The organism is Phycicoccus sp., from assembly GCF_035325325.1.
Taxonomy (GTDB): Bacteria; Actinomycetota; Actinomycetes; order Actinomycetales; family Dermatophilaceae; genus Phycicoccus.
In genome coordinates this window covers 32158-49368 of record NZ_DAOLAC010000016.1, presented here as the reverse complement: position 1 = coordinate 49368, position 17211 = coordinate 32158, and the positions used below count along the sequence as shown (strand labels likewise).

At 73.4% G+C, this 17211-nt stretch carries 13 protein-coding genes and 1 pseudogene; 9 read left to right on the top strand and 5 right to left on the bottom strand.

Annotated elements, in window-relative coordinates; translation table 11 throughout:
* The first annotated feature begins 2 nt into the window (after positions 1-2).
* From PKA89_RS11350 to PKA89_RS11335, 4 genes are read left to right on the top strand one after another with little or no spacing between them, the layout of a single operon-like run.
* On the top strand, positions 3-1199 hold the full coding sequence (locus PKA89_RS11350; RefSeq protein ID WP_324419464.1) for a histidine kinase: 1197 nt from the start codon (positions 3-5) through the stop codon (positions 1197-1199).
* 23 nt (positions 1200-1222) lie between these two features.
* Complete coding sequence (locus tag PKA89_RS11345; RefSeq protein WP_324419463.1) at positions 1223-2011, top strand: LytTR family DNA-binding domain-containing protein; 789 nt, start codon at positions 1223-1225, stop codon at positions 2009-2011.
* A gap of 4 nt (positions 2012-2015) precedes the next feature.
* Positions 2016-2387, top strand: coding sequence for a hypothetical protein (locus PKA89_RS11340; RefSeq protein WP_324419462.1), 372 nt, complete (start codon positions 2016-2018; stop codon positions 2385-2387).
* Positions 2384-3916, top strand: coding sequence for a cation acetate symporter (locus PKA89_RS11335; protein ID WP_324419460.1), 1533 nt, complete (start codon positions 2384-2386; stop codon positions 3914-3916). Before PKA89_RS11340 ends, PKA89_RS11335 begins: the two co-directional genes overlap by 4 nt.
* Positions 3917-3949: 33 nt before the next feature.
* On the opposite strand, the pseudogene helR reads toward PKA89_RS11335, so the two are convergent.
* The 3 genes and pseudogenes from helR to tdh form a co-directional block, all read right to left on the bottom strand.
* Positions 3950-6154, bottom strand: a pseudogene (helR, locus tag PKA89_RS11330) (RNA polymerase recycling motor ATPase HelR); the annotation flags it as partial.
* Between the two features lie 152 nt (positions 6155-6306).
* Entirely contained in the window at positions 6307-7500 is a 1194-nt protein-coding gene (locus tag PKA89_RS11325; protein ID WP_324419458.1) for a glycine C-acetyltransferase, read from the bottom strand.
* A 97-nt stretch (positions 7501-7597) separates the two neighbouring features.
* Entirely contained in the window at positions 7598-8638 is a 1041-nt protein-coding gene (gene tdh, locus PKA89_RS11320) for an L-threonine 3-dehydrogenase (RefSeq protein WP_324419456.1), read from the bottom strand.
* Positions 8639-8851: 213 nt separating this feature from the next.
* On the opposite strand from tdh, the gene PKA89_RS11315 reads away from it, so the two are divergent.
* Together PKA89_RS11315 and PKA89_RS11310 are read left to right on the top strand one after the other, a co-directional pair.
* A complete protein-coding gene (locus tag PKA89_RS11315; protein WP_324419454.1) occupies positions 8852-9193 on the top strand; it encodes a DUF485 domain-containing protein in 342 nt (113 codons plus the stop codon).
* Between the two features lie 2 nt (positions 9194-9195).
* Complete coding sequence (locus PKA89_RS11310; protein ID WP_324419452.1) at positions 9196-10848, top strand: cation acetate symporter; 1653 nt, start codon at positions 9196-9198, stop codon at positions 10846-10848.
* A gap of 94 nt (positions 10849-10942) precedes the next feature.
* Here PKA89_RS11310 and PKA89_RS11305 read toward each other — a convergent pair whose 3' ends face one another.
* A complete protein-coding gene (locus PKA89_RS11305; protein WP_324419450.1) occupies positions 10943-12385 on the bottom strand; it encodes an MFS transporter in 1443 nt (480 codons plus the stop codon).
* Positions 12386-12507: 122 nt separating this feature from the next.
* Here PKA89_RS11305 and PKA89_RS11300 point away from each other — a divergent pair, with 122 nt between their 5' ends.
* Positions 12508-13161, top strand: coding sequence for a TetR family transcriptional regulator (locus tag PKA89_RS11300; RefSeq protein WP_324419447.1), 654 nt, complete (start codon positions 12508-12510; stop codon positions 13159-13161).
* Positions 13162-13253: 92 nt separating this feature from the next.
* A complete protein-coding gene (locus tag PKA89_RS11295) occupies positions 13254-13796 on the top strand; it encodes a hypothetical protein (protein ID WP_324419446.1) in 543 nt (180 codons plus the stop codon).
* 25 nt (positions 13797-13821) lie between these two features.
* Here the strand turns inward: PKA89_RS11295 and PKA89_RS11290 are convergent, their stop codons facing one another.
* Complete coding sequence (locus PKA89_RS11290) at positions 13822-14727, bottom strand: phenylalanine 4-monooxygenase (RefSeq protein WP_324419444.1); 906 nt, start codon at positions 14725-14727, stop codon at positions 13822-13824.
* 490 nt (positions 14728-15217) lie between these two features.
* On the opposite strand from PKA89_RS11290, the gene acs reads away from it, so the two are divergent.
* Positions 15218-17152: an acetate--CoA ligase gene (gene acs, locus PKA89_RS11285; RefSeq protein ID WP_324419514.1), complete on the top strand. Its 1935-nt coding sequence runs from the start codon at positions 15218-15220 to the stop codon at positions 17150-17152.
* The last annotated feature ends 59 nt before the right edge of the window (positions 17153-17211 follow it).

Genomic DNA, 17211 nt, shown 5'->3' with positions numbered 1-17211 from the left:
CCATGACGGGCAGCATCCACTGGCCGACGGCGGTGCTCGTCGCCGGTACGATGCTGCTCCTCTGGCTCGGGGTCGCCCTGCTGCGGCGCAGCCGCCGCCGAGGGTTCATCTCCGAGACCGACCGGGCCACGTACGCCACCCTGCACACCGCCTCGCTGGCGTCCCGGCACCTCGCGGACGGGCTGACGCCGGAGTCGGCCGAGCGCGCCGGCCGCCACCTGCTCTCCATCCTCGGCGCCCACGCCGTGTCCCTGGCCACCCCCGGCAGCGTCCTGTCGTGGACCGGTACCGGCGAGCACCACCGCGACCTCGCGGTCACCCTCGGCGAGCAGACCCTCGAGACCGGGCGCACGGTGGCCCACGGCCCCGACGACGTCGGCTGCTCCGACCCCGACTGCCCCATCCGGATGGCCGTCACCGCACCACTGGTCTCCGACGACCTCGTCGTCGGCACGCTCACCGCGTGGACCGCCTACTCCTCCCCCGGCCTCACCCGTGCGACCGAGGAGGTCGCGGCCTGGGTCTCCAGCCAGCTCGCGCTCGCCGAGCTCGCCCGCACCCGCGGCCAGGTCGTCGAGGCCGAGCTGCGGGCGCTGCGGGCGCAGATCAGCCCGCACTTCATCTACAACAGCCTCGCGGCGATCGCGTCCTTCGTCCGCACCGACCCGGACCGCGCCCGGGAGCTGCTCCTCGACTTCGCCGACTTCACCCGCTACGCGCTGCGCACCGGCGGCACGTTCACGACCCTCGCCGAGGAGCTGCGCAACGTCGAGCGCTACCTCGTCCTCGAGCAGGCCCGCTTCGGCGACCGGCTGCGGGTCTCGCTGCTCGTCGCCCCCGAGGTGCTGCCGGTGACGCTGCCCTACCTCGCCGTCCAGCCGCTCGTCGAGAACGCGGTCCGGCACGGCCTGGCGACGAAGGAGGGCCCGGGCCACGTCTCGATCACCGCCACCGACCTCGGCGCCGAGGCCGAGATCGCCATCGAGGACGACGGCGTCGGCACCGACCCCGAGCGCGTCCGGACCATCCTCGACGGCGCGCGGGCCACCGACTCGGTCGGCCTCGGGAACGTCGACGCGCGCCTGCGCCAGGTGTACGGCGACGAGTGCGGGCTCGTCGTCGAGACCGCGCCCGGCGCCGGGACGCGAGTCAGCTTCCGTGTGCCGAAGTTCGCACCCGGAGTCCACGCACAGGACTGACCCGGGGTCGTAGGCTGCCGCGCATGTCCTCGGAACAGGGACTGGTGGTGCTCGTCGTCGACGACGAGCTCCCGGCGCTGTCCGAGCTCGGCTACCTCCTCGGTCGCGACGAGCGGGTCGCCGAGGTGATCACCGCGAGCAGCGGCACCGAGGCGCTCCAGGTCCTCGACGCCCGCGACGTCGACGTCGTCTTCAGCGACATCTCGATGCCCGGCCTCGACGGGATGGCCCTCGCCCGGGTCATCTCCCGGTTCACGGTGCGCCCCCAGGTCGTCTTCGTCACCGCCCACGAACGGCACGCCGTCGACGCGTTCGCCCTCGACGTCACCGACTACGTCATGAAGCCGTGCCGCGACGACCGGATCGCCGAGGCCGTGCGCCGGGTCGTCGAGCAGCGCGAGCGGGGCTCGGCCCGGGCAGCCGCCCCCGACGCCTCGTCCGCCCCGGCGCCGGTCGTCGAGGACGAGACCATCCCCGTCGAGCTCGGCGGCGTGACCCGTTTCATCACCCGCAGCCAGATCCGGTACGCGCAGGCCCACGGCGACTACGCCCGCCTGCACACCGACACCGGCAGCCACCTCGTCCGGGTGCCGCTCAGCGTCCTCGAGGAGAAGTGGGGCGACTTCGGGTTCGTCCGCATCCACCGGAGCACCCTCGTCGCGCTCCCCCACGTCAGCGAGGTGCGGATGGACCACGGCCGCTGCTCGGTCCTCGTCGGGCAGGTCGAGCTCCAGGTGAGCCGCCGGCACACCAAGGAGCTGCGCGACACCCTCCTGCGGCGCCCCCTCGCCGAGCGCCGGCCCGGCGGCTGAGCCGGTGAGCACGCCGCCGGAGCGGGTCCGGGTCACCAGCTCGCGCCGCGGCGCCGCCCCACTGCGCGCCCGCCCGGCCGCACGCGACATCGACGAGCAGACCGAGCTCGGCGACGTCTACCTCGACGGCCTGATGCGCGCCCAGCTGCGGCTGTCGGTCGCCATCCTCGCCCTCACCGTGGCCGGGCTCGCGGCCCTGCCGGCCGTCCTCCTGCTCGTGCCGGCGACCCGCGGCGTCACCGTGGCCGGCATCCCGTTCGCCTGGCTCGTCCTCGGCGTCGCCGTCTACCCGGCGGCGTGGGTCCTCGCCCGCTGGTACACCCGGCAGAGCGAGCGGATCGAGGCCGACTTCACCGAGGTCGTCGAGGAGCCGTGAACCACCCGCTCTCGCTCGTCGCGGTCGTGCTCGTCTGCCTGACGACGCTCGCCGTCGGCGGCCTCGGGCTGCGCCTCTCGCGCCGGACGAGCGACTTCTACGTCGCCGGGCGCACGGTCTCCCCGCGCCTCAACGCCTCGGCCATCGGCGGCGAGTACCTCTCCGCGGCGAGCTTCCTCGGCGTCGCGGGGCTCGTCTACGGCGGCGGCGTCGACCTGCTCTGGCTGCCGGTGGGCTACACGCTCGGCTACCTCGTCCTGCTCGTCATGGTCGCCGCCCCGATGCGCCGCTCGGGCGCGTACACGCTGCCCGACTTCGCCGAGGCCCGGCTCGGGTCCAAGGCCATCCGCCGGGTGTCGTCGGTCCTCGTCGTGGCCATCGGCTGGCTGTACCTGCTCCCGCAGTTCCAGGGCGCCAGCCTCACCCTGACCCTCGTCACCGGCGCCGACTCGTGGGTCGGCGGCCTCGTCGTCATGGTCGTCATCGCCGCGGCCGTCGGCGCCGGCGGAATGCGTTCGATCACCTTCGTCCAGGCCGTGCAGTACTGGGTCAAGCTGACCGCCCTCGCGGTGCCCGCGTTCGTCCTGCTCCTCCTGTGGTTCCGCGACGGCCACCCGGCGCCGGTCGTCCCCCCGGAGTGGAGCATCCCGCTCACGCCGACCGGCCCGGACGACCACCCCGTCTACCGCACGGCCTCGACCGTGCTCGCCCTGTGCCTCGGCACGATGGGCCTGCCGCACGTCCTCGTCCGCTACTACACGAACCCGGACGGCACCGGCGCCCGGCGCACCACCGTCACGGTCATCGCCCTCCTCGGGACCTTCTACCTCCTGCCGCCGGTCTACGGCGCCCTCGGCCGGGTCGCCTTCCCCGAGCTGCCGGCCGGGGTGCGCCCGGACTCCGTCGTGCTGCGGCTGCCCGGCGAGCTGGTCGGCGGGCTCGGTGGGGACGTCCTCACCGCGATGCTCGCCGGCGGCGCGTTCGCGGCGTTCCTCTCGACCGCGTCCGGCCTCGCGATGTCGGTGACCGGGGTCCTCGACCAGGAGCTGCTGCGCCCCCGGCTCGCCCGCTTCACCGGCGGGGACGCGCCCGGCGTGCGCGGCTTCCGGTTCGCCGCCGTCGCGGCCGTCGTCATCCCGTACGTGCTGAGCCGCGTCACCCAGCCGCTCGGGGTCGCGACGACGGTCGGGCTCGCGTTCGCGGTCGCCGCCGCCACCTTCGCCCCGCTCATCATGCTCGGGGTGTGGTGGCGGCGGCTCTCGACGACCGGAGCGATGGCCGGCCTCCTCGTCGGCGGCGCCTCGACGCTGTTCGCCCTCGGGACCACCATCTCGAGCCGCACCTACGACGGCTGGCCCGCGGCCCTGCTCGCCAACCCGGCGCTGTGGGCCGTGCCGCTCGCCGGCGCCACCGCGGTGGTCGTCTCGCTGGCGACGCCCGGGCGGGTGCCCGCCTCGACGACGCGCGTCCTCGTCCGGCTGCACACCCCGGAGCGGGTCCGGTTGGCGCGCAGCCGGGTCCGCGACTGACAAGGCCGGCTCCCCGCTGGTGAGCACTGCGAGCCGCTGGGTGGCCCGGGTCATCGCGACGTACCGGTCGACCGCGCCCGCCACCCCCTCGCCGAGGCGCTCCGGGTCGACGAGGACGACGAGGTCGAACTCGAGCCCCTTGGCGGTGAGCGGCGTCAGCGACCGGACCCGCGGCCGGCCTGCGAACGTCGGGTCCCCGATGACGACACCGGTGCCCTCGGGGTGCTGCGCGGCCCACGCGTCGAGGACGTCGTCGAGCTCGGCGACCCCGCCGTGGTGGACGGGGACGCCGGAACGCCGCACGGAGGTCGGCACGTTGGCGTCGGGCAGCGCCGCGAGGATGACCGGCGCGGCCTCCTCCATCACCTCCTCCGGGGTGCGGTAGTTGACCGTGAGGGAGGCGGTCCGGACCTCGCGCAGGCCGACCCGCCGCAGGCGCTCCTCCCACGGCTCGGCGAAGCCGTGCCGCGCCTGAGCCCGGTCGCCGACCACGGTGATGCTCCGGGACGGCGTGCGCTGCAGCAGCATCTGCCACTCGGCGTCGGTCAGCTCCTGGGCCTCGTCGACGACGACGTGGGCGAAGGGGCCGGCCAGCCGGTCCGGGGTCGGGGTGGGCAGGGCGCCGGGGTCGACGAGGGCCGCTCGCAGGTCCTGGCCGCGGAGCATCGACATCACCTTCAGGTCGCTGTCGTCGGTGGCCAGCAGGTCGGCGACGACGTCGGCCATCCGCTCGCGCTCGGCGGCCTCGACGGCCTCCTGGCGGCGGCGGCGTGCCGAGGTCTCCGGGTCGCCGAGCCGGCGCCGCATCGCGTCGAGCAGCGGCAGGTCGGCGTCGGTCCACGCGGTCGGGTCCTCGCGCCGGAGGGCGGTGACCTCGTCCGGTGCGAGCCACGGGGCGCAGCGCCGCAGGTAGGCCGGCACCGTCCACAGGTCGCCGACGAGCTCGGCCGGGTCGAGCACCGGCCACGCCCGCTCGAGCGCCCGGGCCAGGTCGCGGTCCGCGGCGAGCGCCCGGCGGGCCGCCTGTCGCGGGTCCTCGCCGGTGCGCCCGTACGCGTCGAACTCCTCCTCGGCCAAGCCCCATCCGTCGTCGTCCTCGTCCGCCTCGCCGTCGTCGAGCTCGGCCACGACGGCGTCCGTGAGGATGCCGAGCAGCGCCTCGCGCACCTCCTCGCGGGCCTCGTTGTGCGGGGTGCCGGGCTCGACGGCGTCGAACGCCTCGGCCCAGTCGCGGGCGGTGACGCGCACGTCGACCCAGGGGGTCGCGACGACGAGCACCTCCGTCGGTGGCTCCTCGTAGAGCGCGACGGCGGGCTCGACCGCGTCGAGCATCCGGGCGTCGGCCTTGAGCCGGGCGACGAACGGGTCCGGCTCGGGACCTGCGTCCGCCCCCTCGGGCACGAGGTCGCGCAGCGTGCAGGTCGCGACGCCCTCCTCGCCGAGGCTCGGCAGCACGTCGGCGACGTACTCGAGGTAGGGCCGGTGCGGTCCGACGACGAGCACGCCGCCGCGGCCGTCGGCGAGCCGCGGGTCGGCGTGCAGGAGGTAGGCCGCGCGGTGCAGCGCGACGACCGTCTTGCCGGTCCCGGGGCCACCGTCGACGACGAGCGCGCCGTGCGAGCCGGCCCGGACGATCGCGTCCTGGTCGGCCTGGATGGTCGCGAGCACGTCGCGCATCCGGCCGGTGCGGGCCGCGCCGAGGCTCGCGACGAACGCGGACTGGTCGTCGAGCGCCGCGTGGTGCTCCAGCCCCTCGGCGGTGAACACCTCGTCCCAGTAGTCGGTGACCCGCCCGAGCGTCCAGCGGTAGCGGCGCCGGCTGACCAGGCCGCGCGGGTCGCCGTGGGTGGCGGCGAAGAACGGCTCGGCCGCGGGCGCGCGCCAGTCGACGAGCAGCTGCTCGCCGTCGGGGCCGGTCATCCCGGTGCGCCCGATGTACACACGCCGACCGTCGGGCGTCACCATCCGGCCGAGGCACAGGTCGATGCCGAAGCGGCGGATCAGCCGCAGCCGGGAGGCGAGCCGGTGCACCTCGAGGTCGCGCTCGACGGCCGCGCTGCCCTCGCCGGCCGGGGCGCGGCGCGCCTCCTCGAGGCGTCGGGTCAGGTCGGCGACGCGCGCCTCGAGCACGTCGGCGAGGTGGGCGAGGAAGCGCTCGTCGGCGGCGACGAGGGCGGGGTCGGCCTTGGCGGCCAGGTGGTCGGGGAGGTCGAAGGCGGTGGTCGTCTCGGGGGTCACGTGTCGGGGTCTCCGCGTCGTCCGGGCCGGTCGGGTACCGGCGCGAACCGCAGATTCTGGTCGCGGACAGGGGGCTTGCCGCAAGACCCCCCGTGCGCTATACGTTGGAGGTAGAGGGACGAGGGGGTCGTCCGGCGGTGCCCGGCGGTGGCTCAGCCGACCGCGTCGCGCCCGGACACGAACGCCTCGACGCAGCGTCGCACGTCGTCCTCGGAGTGCGCCGCCGACAGCTGCACGCGGATGCGGGCCTTGCCGCGCGGCACGACCGGGAAGCTGAAGGCGATGACGTACACGCCGTGCCCGAGCATGTGGTCGGCGATCTGCGTCGCTTGGCGCGCGCCGTCGTCGCCGGGGAACATCACCGGCACGATCGGGTGGCTGCCGGGCAGCAGGTCGAAACCAGCCTCGTCCATCAGCCGACGGAAGAGGGATGCGTTGCGCCGCAACGTCTCCCGCGCCTCGGCCGAGCCGTCGACGAGGTCGAGGGCGGCGAGCGAGCCGGCGACCACCGCGGGGGCGACCGAGTTGGAGAAGAGGTACGGCCGCGAGCGCTGGCGGAGCAGGTCGACGACCTCGCGGTGGCTGGCGACGTAGCCGCCGGACGCGCCGCCCAGCGCCTTGCCGAGGGTGCCGGTGAGGATGTCGACGCGGTCCATGACGCCGAAGAGCTCGGGGGTGCCGCGGCCGCCCTCGCCGACGAACCCGACGGCGTGGCTGTCGTCGACGAGGACCATCGCCTCGAACTCGTCCGCGAGGTCGCAGATCTCGTCGAGCGGCGCGTAGGAGCCGTCCATCGAGAAGACACCGTCGGTGACGACGACGGTGCGCCGCGCGCCGGCCTCGCGGGCGGCGGTGAGCTGCGCGCGCAGGTCGGCCATGTCGGCGTTCCGGTACCGGTACCGCGCCGCCTTCGACAGGCGGATGCCGTCGATGATCGAGGCGTGGTTCAGCTCGTCGGACACGATGGCGTCCTCGGCCCCGAAGAGCACCTCGAAGACACCGCCGTTCGCGTCGAAGCACGAGGAGTAGAGGATCGCCGCCTCGGTGCCGAGAAACCCGCCGATCCGGCGCTCGAGGGCCGTGTGCTGGGTCTGGGTGCCGCAGATGAAGCGGACCGACGCCATCCCGAAGCCCCACGTGTCGAGGGCTGCCTTCGAGGCCGCGACGACGTCCGGGTGGTCGGCGAGGCCGAGGTAGTTGTTGGCGCAGAAGTTGAGCGACTCACCGCTCGTCGTGCCGACGTGGGCCGACTGCGGCGTCGTGATCTCGCGCTCTCGCTTGTAGAGCCCGGCGTCCTCGATCTCCTGCAGGGTCTGCGCGAGCTGGTCCTTGACTGCGCCGTACACGAAGGGCTCCTCGGGGTCGTCGGGCGGGCGGCGGGTCGGGGTCGCCGACCGAGCCAGCCTAGGCGCTGCCTCGCACCGCGCGGCCCGGCCGCAGCGGTCAGCTCCAGTCGAGGACGACCTTGCCGCCGTGCCCGGAGCGGGTCTCGGCGAAGGCCTGCTCCCACTGCTCGGCCGGGTACCGGCCGGTGATGACCGACGACACCGCCGCCCGCAGGTCCGCGGAGGTCGCGAGCATCGAGCCCATGAGGTACCAGGTCTCGAACATCTCGCGGCCGTAGATGCCGCGCAGCGTGATCATGTGCGTGATGACCCGCCCCCAGTCGATGGCGTAGCGGTCCGTGGGCAGGCCGAGCAGCGCGACCCGCCCGCCGTGGTTCATGTTCGCCAGCAGGTCCTCGACCGCCGCGGGCGACCCGGACATCTCGAGCCCGATGTCGAAGCCCTCGGCCATCCCGAGCGCGGCCTGGGCGTCGCGCAGCGTCTCCCGGCGCGAGACGTCGACGACATGGTCGGCGCCGGCCGCCCGGGCCAGCGCGAGTCGCTCGGGCGACAGGTCGGTCACCGCGATGCGCCGGGCGCCCGCGTGCCGGACGACGGCGGTCGCCATCACCCCGATCGGGCCCGCGCCCGTGACGACGACGTCCTCGCCGACGACCGGCCACTGCAGCGCCGTGTGCACCGCGTTGCCGAGCGGGTCGAACACGGCGCCGAGGTCCGGCTCGAGGTCGGCCGGCTGCACCCACGCGTTGGTCGCCGGGATGACGACGAAGTCGGCGAATGCCCCGTCGCGGTTCACCCCGACACCGACCGTGTTGATGCACAGGTGCCGACGCCCCGCTCGGCAGTTGCGGCACGTGCCGCAGACGATGTGCCCCTCCCCCGAGACCCGGTCGCCGACGGCGACGTGGTCGACGTCGAAGCCCACCTCGACGACCTCGCCGAAGAACTCGTGGCCGATGGTCATCGGCGCCTGCACCGTGGCCGCGGCCCAGTCGTCCCACTGCTCGAGGTGGAGGTCGGTGCCGCAGAGCCCGGCCCGCAGCACCCGCACCTTGACGTCCTTCGGACCGCACTCGGGCTCGGGCACGTCGACCAGCGACAGACCGGGGCCGGCGGAGACCTTCCTCAGCGCACGCACGGCGTCCATCATGCCGGGCGACCGTTCGGCGCACCACGGGGCCCGCTCGGCGCAGTGTGACCCACCGCACACCGTGGCCGCGGCTCCGCCCGTCGCACCGTGCCACCGCCCGCCGAGGCACCCGGCGCGGGGTCTCGCCAGCCGCCGGGCCGCGCGCGCACCCTTGGGACCGATCCGGGCGGAGCCGCCCGGACCCCGACCCTGGAGGTGACCGTGAGCAACGAAGCTCGCACGCAGGCCGAGGACCCGTACCTCGCCCTGCAGTCCACGTCGGAGTTCCAGGAGCTGCGCCGCAAGTTCCGGGGGTACGTCTTCCCGATGACGGCGTTCTTCCTCGCCTGGTACTTCCTCTACGTCCTGCTCTCGATCTTCGCCACCGGCTTCATGGGCACGCGGATCGCCGGCAGCACCATCACCGTCGGCCTGCTGTTCGGGCTCGGCCAGTTCGTCACCACCTTCGCCATCACCTTCATGTACTCGAAGTGGGCGACGCGTGAGTTCGACCCGGCGGCCGACGCGCTCGGCGCCAAGCTCGACGGCGTGAAGGAGCACTGACCATGGCCGTGACCCTCCTCCCCGCCGCCGATGCCGCCACGAGCGTCGGCGAGCCGGCGCTCAACATCGGCATCTTCGCCGCGTTCGTCGTCATCACCCTCGTCATCGTCATCCGGGTGGCGTCGGGCAAGAAGACGGCCGAGCAGTACTACACCGCCGCCGGCGCGTTCAACGGACGCCAGAACGGCATCGCCATCGCCGGCGACTACCTCTCGGCGGCGTCCTTCCTCGGCATCGCCGGCGCCATCGCCCTCCAGGGCTACGACGGGTTCCTCTACTCGATCGGCTTCCTCGTCGCGTGGCTCGTCGCGCTGCTGCTCGTCGCCGAGCTGCTGCGCAACACCGGCCGGTTCACGATGGCCGACGTCCTCTCCTACCGCCTGCGGCAGCGCCCGGTGCGCGTCGCGACGGCCATCTCGGTCATCTGCGTCTCGTTCTTCTACCTGCTCGCCCAGATGGCCGGTGCCGGAGGCCTCGTCTCGCTGCTGCTCGGCGTGAGCGGCGAGGGCGCGCAGAACATCGTCATCGCGATCGTCGGCGTCATCATGATCGCCTACGTCCTCATCGGCGGGATGAAGGGCACCACCTGGGTGCAGATCATCAAGGCGGTCCTGCTCATCGTCGGCACCTTCGTCATGACGGTGTGGGTGCTCGGCAAGTACGGCTTCAACCTCTCCGGCCTCTTCCAGGCGGCCGCGGACAACTCGCCGAAGGCCGGCGAGAAGCTCTTCGAGCCGGGCCTGAAGTACGGCAAGGACCTGACGACGAAGATCGACTTCATCTCGCTGTCGATGGCCCTCGTCCTCGGCACCGCCGGCCTGCCGCACGTGCTGCAGCGCTTCTACACGGTCCCGACGAGCAGGCAGGCCCGCAAGTCGGTCGAGTGGGCGATCTGGCTCATCGGCGGCTTCTACCTCCTCACCCTCGTCGTCGGCTACGGCGCCGCCGCCCTCGTCGGCCCGACCGCCATCGGCGCGGCTCCGGGCAAGGCGAACTCGGCCGCTCCGCTGCTCGCCTACGAGCTCGGCGGCTCGGTGCTCCTCGGCCTCATCTCCGGCGTCGCGTTCGCGACGATCCTCGCGGTCGTCGCCGGCCTGACCATCACGACGTCGGCGACCTTCGCCCACGACCTCTACAAGGAGGTCTTCAAGCGGGGCCGGACCACCCAGGAGCAGGAGGTGCGGGTCGCCCGCACCGCGGCGATCGTCATCGGCGCGGTCGCCATCCTCGGCGGCATCTTCGCGAAGAACCAGAACATCGCGTTCCTCGTCGCCCTCGCCTTCGCCGTCGCGGCGTCGGCGAACCTGCCGACGATCCTCTACTCGCTGTTCTGGAAGGGCTTCAACACCCGGGGCGCACTGTTCTCCATCTACGGCGGCCTCGTCAGCTCGATCGTGCTCATCGCGTTCAGCCCGGTCGTCTCCGGGAAGGCGCCGGTCGCCCCGGCCACCGTCAGCGCGTCGATGATCACCGACCCGAGCATCGACTTCCACTGGTTCCCGCTCGACAACCCGGGGCTGGTCTCCATCCCCCTGGCGTTCTTCCTCGGCTGGCTCGGCTCGGTGACGAGCAAGGAGCACAACGCCGCGAAGTACGCGGAGATGGAGGTCCGGGCCCTCACCGGTCACGGCGTCGCCGAGGCGATCGACCACTGACCACGCGGCCGGCCGGGGTGACCCGGCCGGCCCACCGGGACGGCAGCGGCCGCGGAGCGGATGAGCCCCCTCCGCGGCCGCTGCGTGTCCCGGCTCAGGAGTGCGCGCGGACAGGCGCCAGGGCCAGCACGACGAGGGCCCCGACCGCCACGACGACCGCGCCGATGGTCAGCGCGTGCCCGACGCCGGTGACGAACGCGTCGCGGGCGCCGTCGACGACCTCCTGCGCCCGCGGGCCGAGGGCGGCCAGCCGGGGCGATCGGGTGGCCGCGACGGAGGCCGTGAGCGCCTCCTGCGCCGGCGCCGGGAGCCCCCGGACGACGGTCGCGACGCCGTCGCGGTAGGCAGCGGTCAGGGCCGCCCCGAGGACGGCGATGCCGAGCGCCGACCCGAGCTCGCGGGCGGTGTCGTTCACCGCCGAGGCGACGCCCTGCTTGCTCGCCGGCAGCGCCTCGGTGATGGCCGTCGTCGCCGGCGTCCCGGCGAGCCCGGCACCGGCGGCGAAGACGACGAGCCCGGCGACGAACAGGCCGTACGAGAAGTCCAGGCCCTGGCGGCCCATCGTGAACAGGCCGACGGCCAGCAGGCCCAGACCGACCGCACCCACTCGGCGGAACCCGAGCCGGGCCGCGACGTGGGGTGCCCGCCGGGCGGTGGGGATGAGGACGAACGGCAGCGGGAGGAGGCGCAGCGCGGCCTCGAGGGGCGAGTACCCCGCGACGAACTGGAGGTACTGGAGCATCGCGAAGAAGAACCCGAACATCGCGAAGAACTGGAGCGAGATCGACAGCGACCCGGTCGCGAACCCGCGCTCGCGGAACAACCGCGGGTCGAGGAGCGGGTCGGCGGTGCGCAGCTCCCACGCGACGAAGGCGGCGAGCGCGAGGACGCCGACGACGAGCGCGGTGAGCGTCACCGCGTCGCCCCAGCCGCGGTCCGCGCTCTCGATGATGCCGACGACGAGCCCGGAGACGGCGACGAGCGAGAGCACCCCACCGACGACGTCGAGCCGGCCGGGTGCCGCCTCGCGGGACTCGGGGACGACCGCGACCACCCCGACGAGCGCGACGACGGCGAGGGCCACGTTGAGCGCGAAGAACGAGTTCCACGCGAAGTACTCGAGCAGCAGGCCGGTGCCGAAGAGGCCGAGCACCGCCCCGCCGCCGGCGACTCCGACCCACACCCCGATCGCCCGGGGACGTTCGGCCTCCGGGAACGAGGTCGTGATGACCGACAGCGTCGTCGGCATGATGCCGGCCGCCCCGAGCCCCATGAGGGCCCGCAGGCCGATGAGGACCGTGGGGTCCTCGGTGACGAACGCGCCCGCGGCAGCCACGCCGAAGACGACGAGTCCGGCGACGAGCACCCCGCGCCGGCCGAACCGGTCGCCCAGGGCGCCGGCGAGGAGGAGCAGGCCGGCGAAGACGACGGTGTACGCGTCGACGACCCAGGTCAGCTCGGTCTGGGTGGCTCCGGTCGCGGTGGCCAGCTCGGGGAGCGCGACGTTGAGGCCGCTCACCGCCGAGACGACCGTCATGAGGGACAGCCCGACCGTAGCGAGGACGACCCGGCGGCGGCGCGGGTCGTCGATGACGGCCGCCGCCTCTTTCTCAACACGCGTTGAACTCAACATGAGTTGAGTTATGCCATGCTGGAGCCATGGCTGTCAAGGGCGGGGGGCGCGGGCGGACCGCGGCGGGCGGCTCCGGCCGGCGGCCCGGACGCCGGCCGGGAGACCCCGACACCCGCGGCGCCATCGCCGATGCCGCCCGGAAACACTTCGCCGACAAGGGTTTCGCCGCCGCGACACTTCGGGCCATCGCTGCGGACGCCGGGGTCGACCCGGCACTGATCGTCCACTTCTACGGGTCCAAGCGCGAGCTGTTCCTCGCCGTCCTCGAGCTGCCCGCCCCCGCGGTCTCGCGCGTCGGGCAGGCCCTCGACGGTCCCCTGGAGTCCCTCCCGGACCGCTTCGCGGCAGCCGTCGCCTCCGTCCTCGCCGACCCCGACCTCAGCCGCCGGATGGAGGCCATGCTGCGGACCGCGGCGTCCGAGCCGGACGCCGCGGCCACCATCCGGGCGGCCCTCGGCGAGGCCGTGCTGCGGCCGATGACGGCACGCCTGTCCGAGCTGCCCGGGGTCGACGCCGAGGAGGCGGCGCTGCGCGCGACGATGATCGGCAGCGCCGTCGCCGGCATTCTGTTCGGCCGGCGGGTCATCGGCATCGAGCCGCTCGCGTCCGCCGACCCCGGGCGCGTCACCGCCCTCCTCGCCCGCGCCGTGCGCGCCTACCTGGCACCGGCCGCTCCCTGAGCCGGTCAACCGGTCCCGGCCGGCGCGCGTCCCTGTATCGGGCGCGTCCCCACGCGCCTCCTCACCAGAGCCAGACCGTGAAGGAGGCCCCGATGTCCGTCATCCAGTCCACCCCCCCCCGCCGCCGCCACCGCCTCGCGGCGCTCGGGGCCGCCCTCGCCCTCGCCGCGGTCCCGGCGGTCGCCGGGACGTCGGCCGAGGCGGCGTCCTGCGCCGTGACGTGGGGCTCGCTCGCCAAGACCTCGGCGCCACTGGTCACCGGCCGCGTCGCCGCCGTCCGGGCCGGCCACCACCCCTGCTACGACCGGCTCGTGCTGGACATGACCGGCCGCGCCCCCGGCTACGACGTGCGCTACGTCCGCACCGTGTACACCGAGGGCGGCGGCTTCCCCGTGCCGCTCGCCGGCGGCGCCCGCCTCGCGGTCGTCGTCCGGAAGGGCGCGACGAGGATCCCGACGATGCCGTCGGTCGCGGGCTACCCGACCTTCCGCCAGGTCCGGTGGGCGGGCTCGTTCGAGGGCTACACGACGATCGGCCTCGGCGTGCGCGCCCGGCTGCCGTTCCGGGTGTTCACGCTCGTCGACAGCGTGCACGGCACGAGCCGGCTCGTCGTCGACGTCGCCCACCACTGGTGAGCCCCGCCGGTCGGGCCGCCGCCGGTCAGACCCCGGCGGTGGCCTCGGCGCGCAGCCGGGCGGCGAGGTCGTCGTCGACGGTCTCGAAGAAGTGCCCGACGACGTCCTCGAGGTGGGCGACGCTCTCGGCCCGGAACAGCACTGGCTGGTAGGCGGTGATGTCGTAGTTGAGCGTCCCCATGACGGCGAGGTCGAGCGGGCGGATGTCCATGTGCCCGAACTCGTCCATCTCGCCGTAGCTGCTGAGGATGCCGGCGCCGTACGCCTTGAGCTCGTCGCCGTCGGCCATGACGCCAAACTCCATGGAGAACCAGAACACGTCCGCGACGAACTTGACGGCGTCGTCGGTCTCGAGGCGCAGGCTCGCCTGCCCGGCGGCCTCGGTGACCGCCGCGAAGCGCGGGCTGGCGAGCTGGTTCCCGTGGCCGACGACCTCGTGGATGATGTCCGGCTCGGGCGTGTAGAGCGGCTGGCTGCCGTGCCGCAGGTACTGGGTCGAGTTGAAGACCCGGCGGCCGAGGTCGCCGTAGAAGTCGCGCAGCGGGACCAGCCCCGGCGCACAGGTGTAGGACCAGCCGGTCAGCGGCCGGAGGAGCTCGGTGACCTCGGTGAGCTGCGGCACGTGGTCGGTGGGCAGGCCGAGGGCGGCCTTGCCGGCGAGGAACTCGGGGTGCGCGTACCGCTCGTGCTTCGGGGCGAGCTCGGCGCAGACCGTGCGCCAGATGGCGTGCTCGTCGTCGGTGTAGTCGACGTGGGGCACCGGCTCCCCGGCGCGGTGAGCCAGCGACACGCCCGCGATCTCGCCGCGGCGGGCCAGGTAGGCCTCGTCGTGCAGCCCGGGATGGTTGTCCGACAGGTGCACCCGGACGGTGCCGTCGTCCTCGGTCGTCACGGCCGAGTAGAGCTGTCCCTCCTCGAACACCGCGCTCACCTCCTCGTGAGTGGTCGTGGCCTCGTGGGCCGGACCACCACGGAAGCACGCCGCCGCGCACGATGGAACCGATGGCGTGTCGGATGGTCAACGAGCGCACACTTTCGCCACCCCGAGGCGACGAAAGCAGGACAGGTTGTCCACTCGGAGTCGGCGAGAGAGCATCGGGCGCCGGCACCCCCGCCGCGACCCACGCGTATCGGGTGACCCGATACCGCCTCGCTCCACCCCGGAACCGTTCCCGGGTGAAGAGCACGCTTCCGCGGTGGAGCCGGCTCCGGACGCCCGGGACGACCCCGGGGAGGACGGGCTGGCGCGACCACGCGGCGACCGCTCCCCCGCTCGGCGCAGTTCCCGCCCCGCTGGACCGGTCCCCCCGGTCCGACGGTTGCCTCCCGGCCCGTCGTCGGGTTGGCTTGAGGTCGAGAGTCTCAACGACGAGGAGGACCCTGCCGTGACCGACGACAGCCTGTCGAGCCACCTGCACGAGATGGACCTGAGCCCCGCTGCGGCCTTCACCGCACAGGCCAACGGCACCGCGGAGATGTACGACGAGGCCGCGGCCGACCACGAGGGCTTCTGGGCGAGGCAGGCGCGCGAGCGCATCAGCTGGTCGACCGACTTCGGCCAGACCCTCGACTGGAGCGACGCCCCGTTCGCGAAGTGGTTCGTCGGCGGCGAGCTCAACGTCGCGCACAACTGCGTCGACCGGCACGTCGAGGCCGGCAATGGCGAGCGCGTCGCCATCCACTTCGAGGGCGAGCAGGGCGACACCCGGACCATCACCTACGCCGACCTCCAGAAGGAGGTCAGCAAGGCGGCCAACGCGCTCGAGTCGCTCGGCGTCGGGAAGGGCGACCGGGTCGCGGTCTACATGCCGATGATCCCCGAGACGATCTACACGATGCTCGCCTGCGCGCGCATCGGCGCCCCGCACTCGGTGATCTTCGGCGGCTTCTCGGCCGAGGCCCTGCACACCCGCATCGCCGACGCCGAGGCCAAGGTCGTGGTGACCACCGACGGCCAGTGGCGCCGTGGCAAGCCGGCACCGCTCAAGGCGGCGGTCGACGCGGCCATCCACCACGGTGACGACGAGTCCCCGGTCCAGAAGGTGCTCGTCGTCAAGCGCACCGACACCGACGTCGAGTGGGACGACGAGCGCGACGTGTGGTGGCACGACCTCGTCGAGGGCCAGCCGGACACCCACGAGGCGCAGCCGATGGACAGCGAGCACCCGCTGTTCATCCTCTACACCTCGGGCACGACCGGGAAGCCGAAGGGCATCTTCCACACGACCGGTGGCTACCTCACCCAGGCCGCGTACACGAACGCCGTCGTCCACGACGTCCACCCCGAGACCGACGTCTACTGGTGCACCGCCGACGTCGGCTGGGTCACCGGCCACAGCTACATCGTCTACGGCCCGCTGGCCAACGGTGCGACGCAGGTCCTCTACGAGGGCACCCCCGACACCCCGCACCAGGGTCGCTGGTGGGAGATCGTCCAGAAGTACGGCGTCACCGTCCTCTACACGGCGCCCACGGCCATCCGCACCTTCATGAAGTGGGGCGCGGACATCCCCGCGAAGTTCGACATGTCCTCGATCCGGGTGCTCGGCAGCGTCGGCGAGCCGATCAACCCCGAGGCGTGGCTCTGGTACCGCAAGCACATCGGTGGCGACCGCGCGCCGATCGTCGACACGTGGTGGCAGACCGAGACCGGCGCGATCATGATCAGCCCGCTGCCCGGCGTCACCACCCTCGAGCCGGGCTCGGCGCAGAAGCCCATCCCCGGCATCTCGGCCGAGATCCTCGACGACGACGGCAACCCGTTCACCGAGGCCGAGAAGGTCGGCTACCTCGTCCTCACCAAGCCGTGGCCGTCGATGCTGCGCGGCATCTGGGGCGACCCGGAGCGGTACAAGGAGACGTACTGGAGCCGGTTCGGCCCGAAGTACTACTTCGCCGGCGACGGAGCGAAGTACGACGACAAGGGCAACATCTGGCTGCTCGGCCGGGTCGACGACGTGATGAACGTGTCGGGCCACCGGCTCTCGACCGCGGAGATCGAGTCGGCCCTCGTGTCGCACCCGTCGGTCGCCGAGGCCGCGGTCGTCGGCGCCAGCGACGAGACGACCGGCCAGGCGGTGTGCGCGTTCGTCATCCTCCGTGGCGACGCCGAGGACCACGGCGAGGAGACCGTCCAGGAGCTGCGCAACCACGTGGCGAAGGAGATCGGTCCGATCGCCAAGCCGCGCCAGGTGATGATCGTCCCCGAGCTCCCGAAGACCCGCTCGGGCAAGATCATGCGCCGCCTGCTCAAGGACGTGGCCGAGAACCGGGAAGTCGGGGACGTCACGACCCTCGCCGACTCCTCGGTGATGAACCTCATCAAGGAGGGGATGTCGGGCGGCTCCGCCGACTGAGACCGTCGACCGGCGGGGTCGTCGGGCCGGTCGGGCAGTCCGTAGACTGGGTGGCGGAG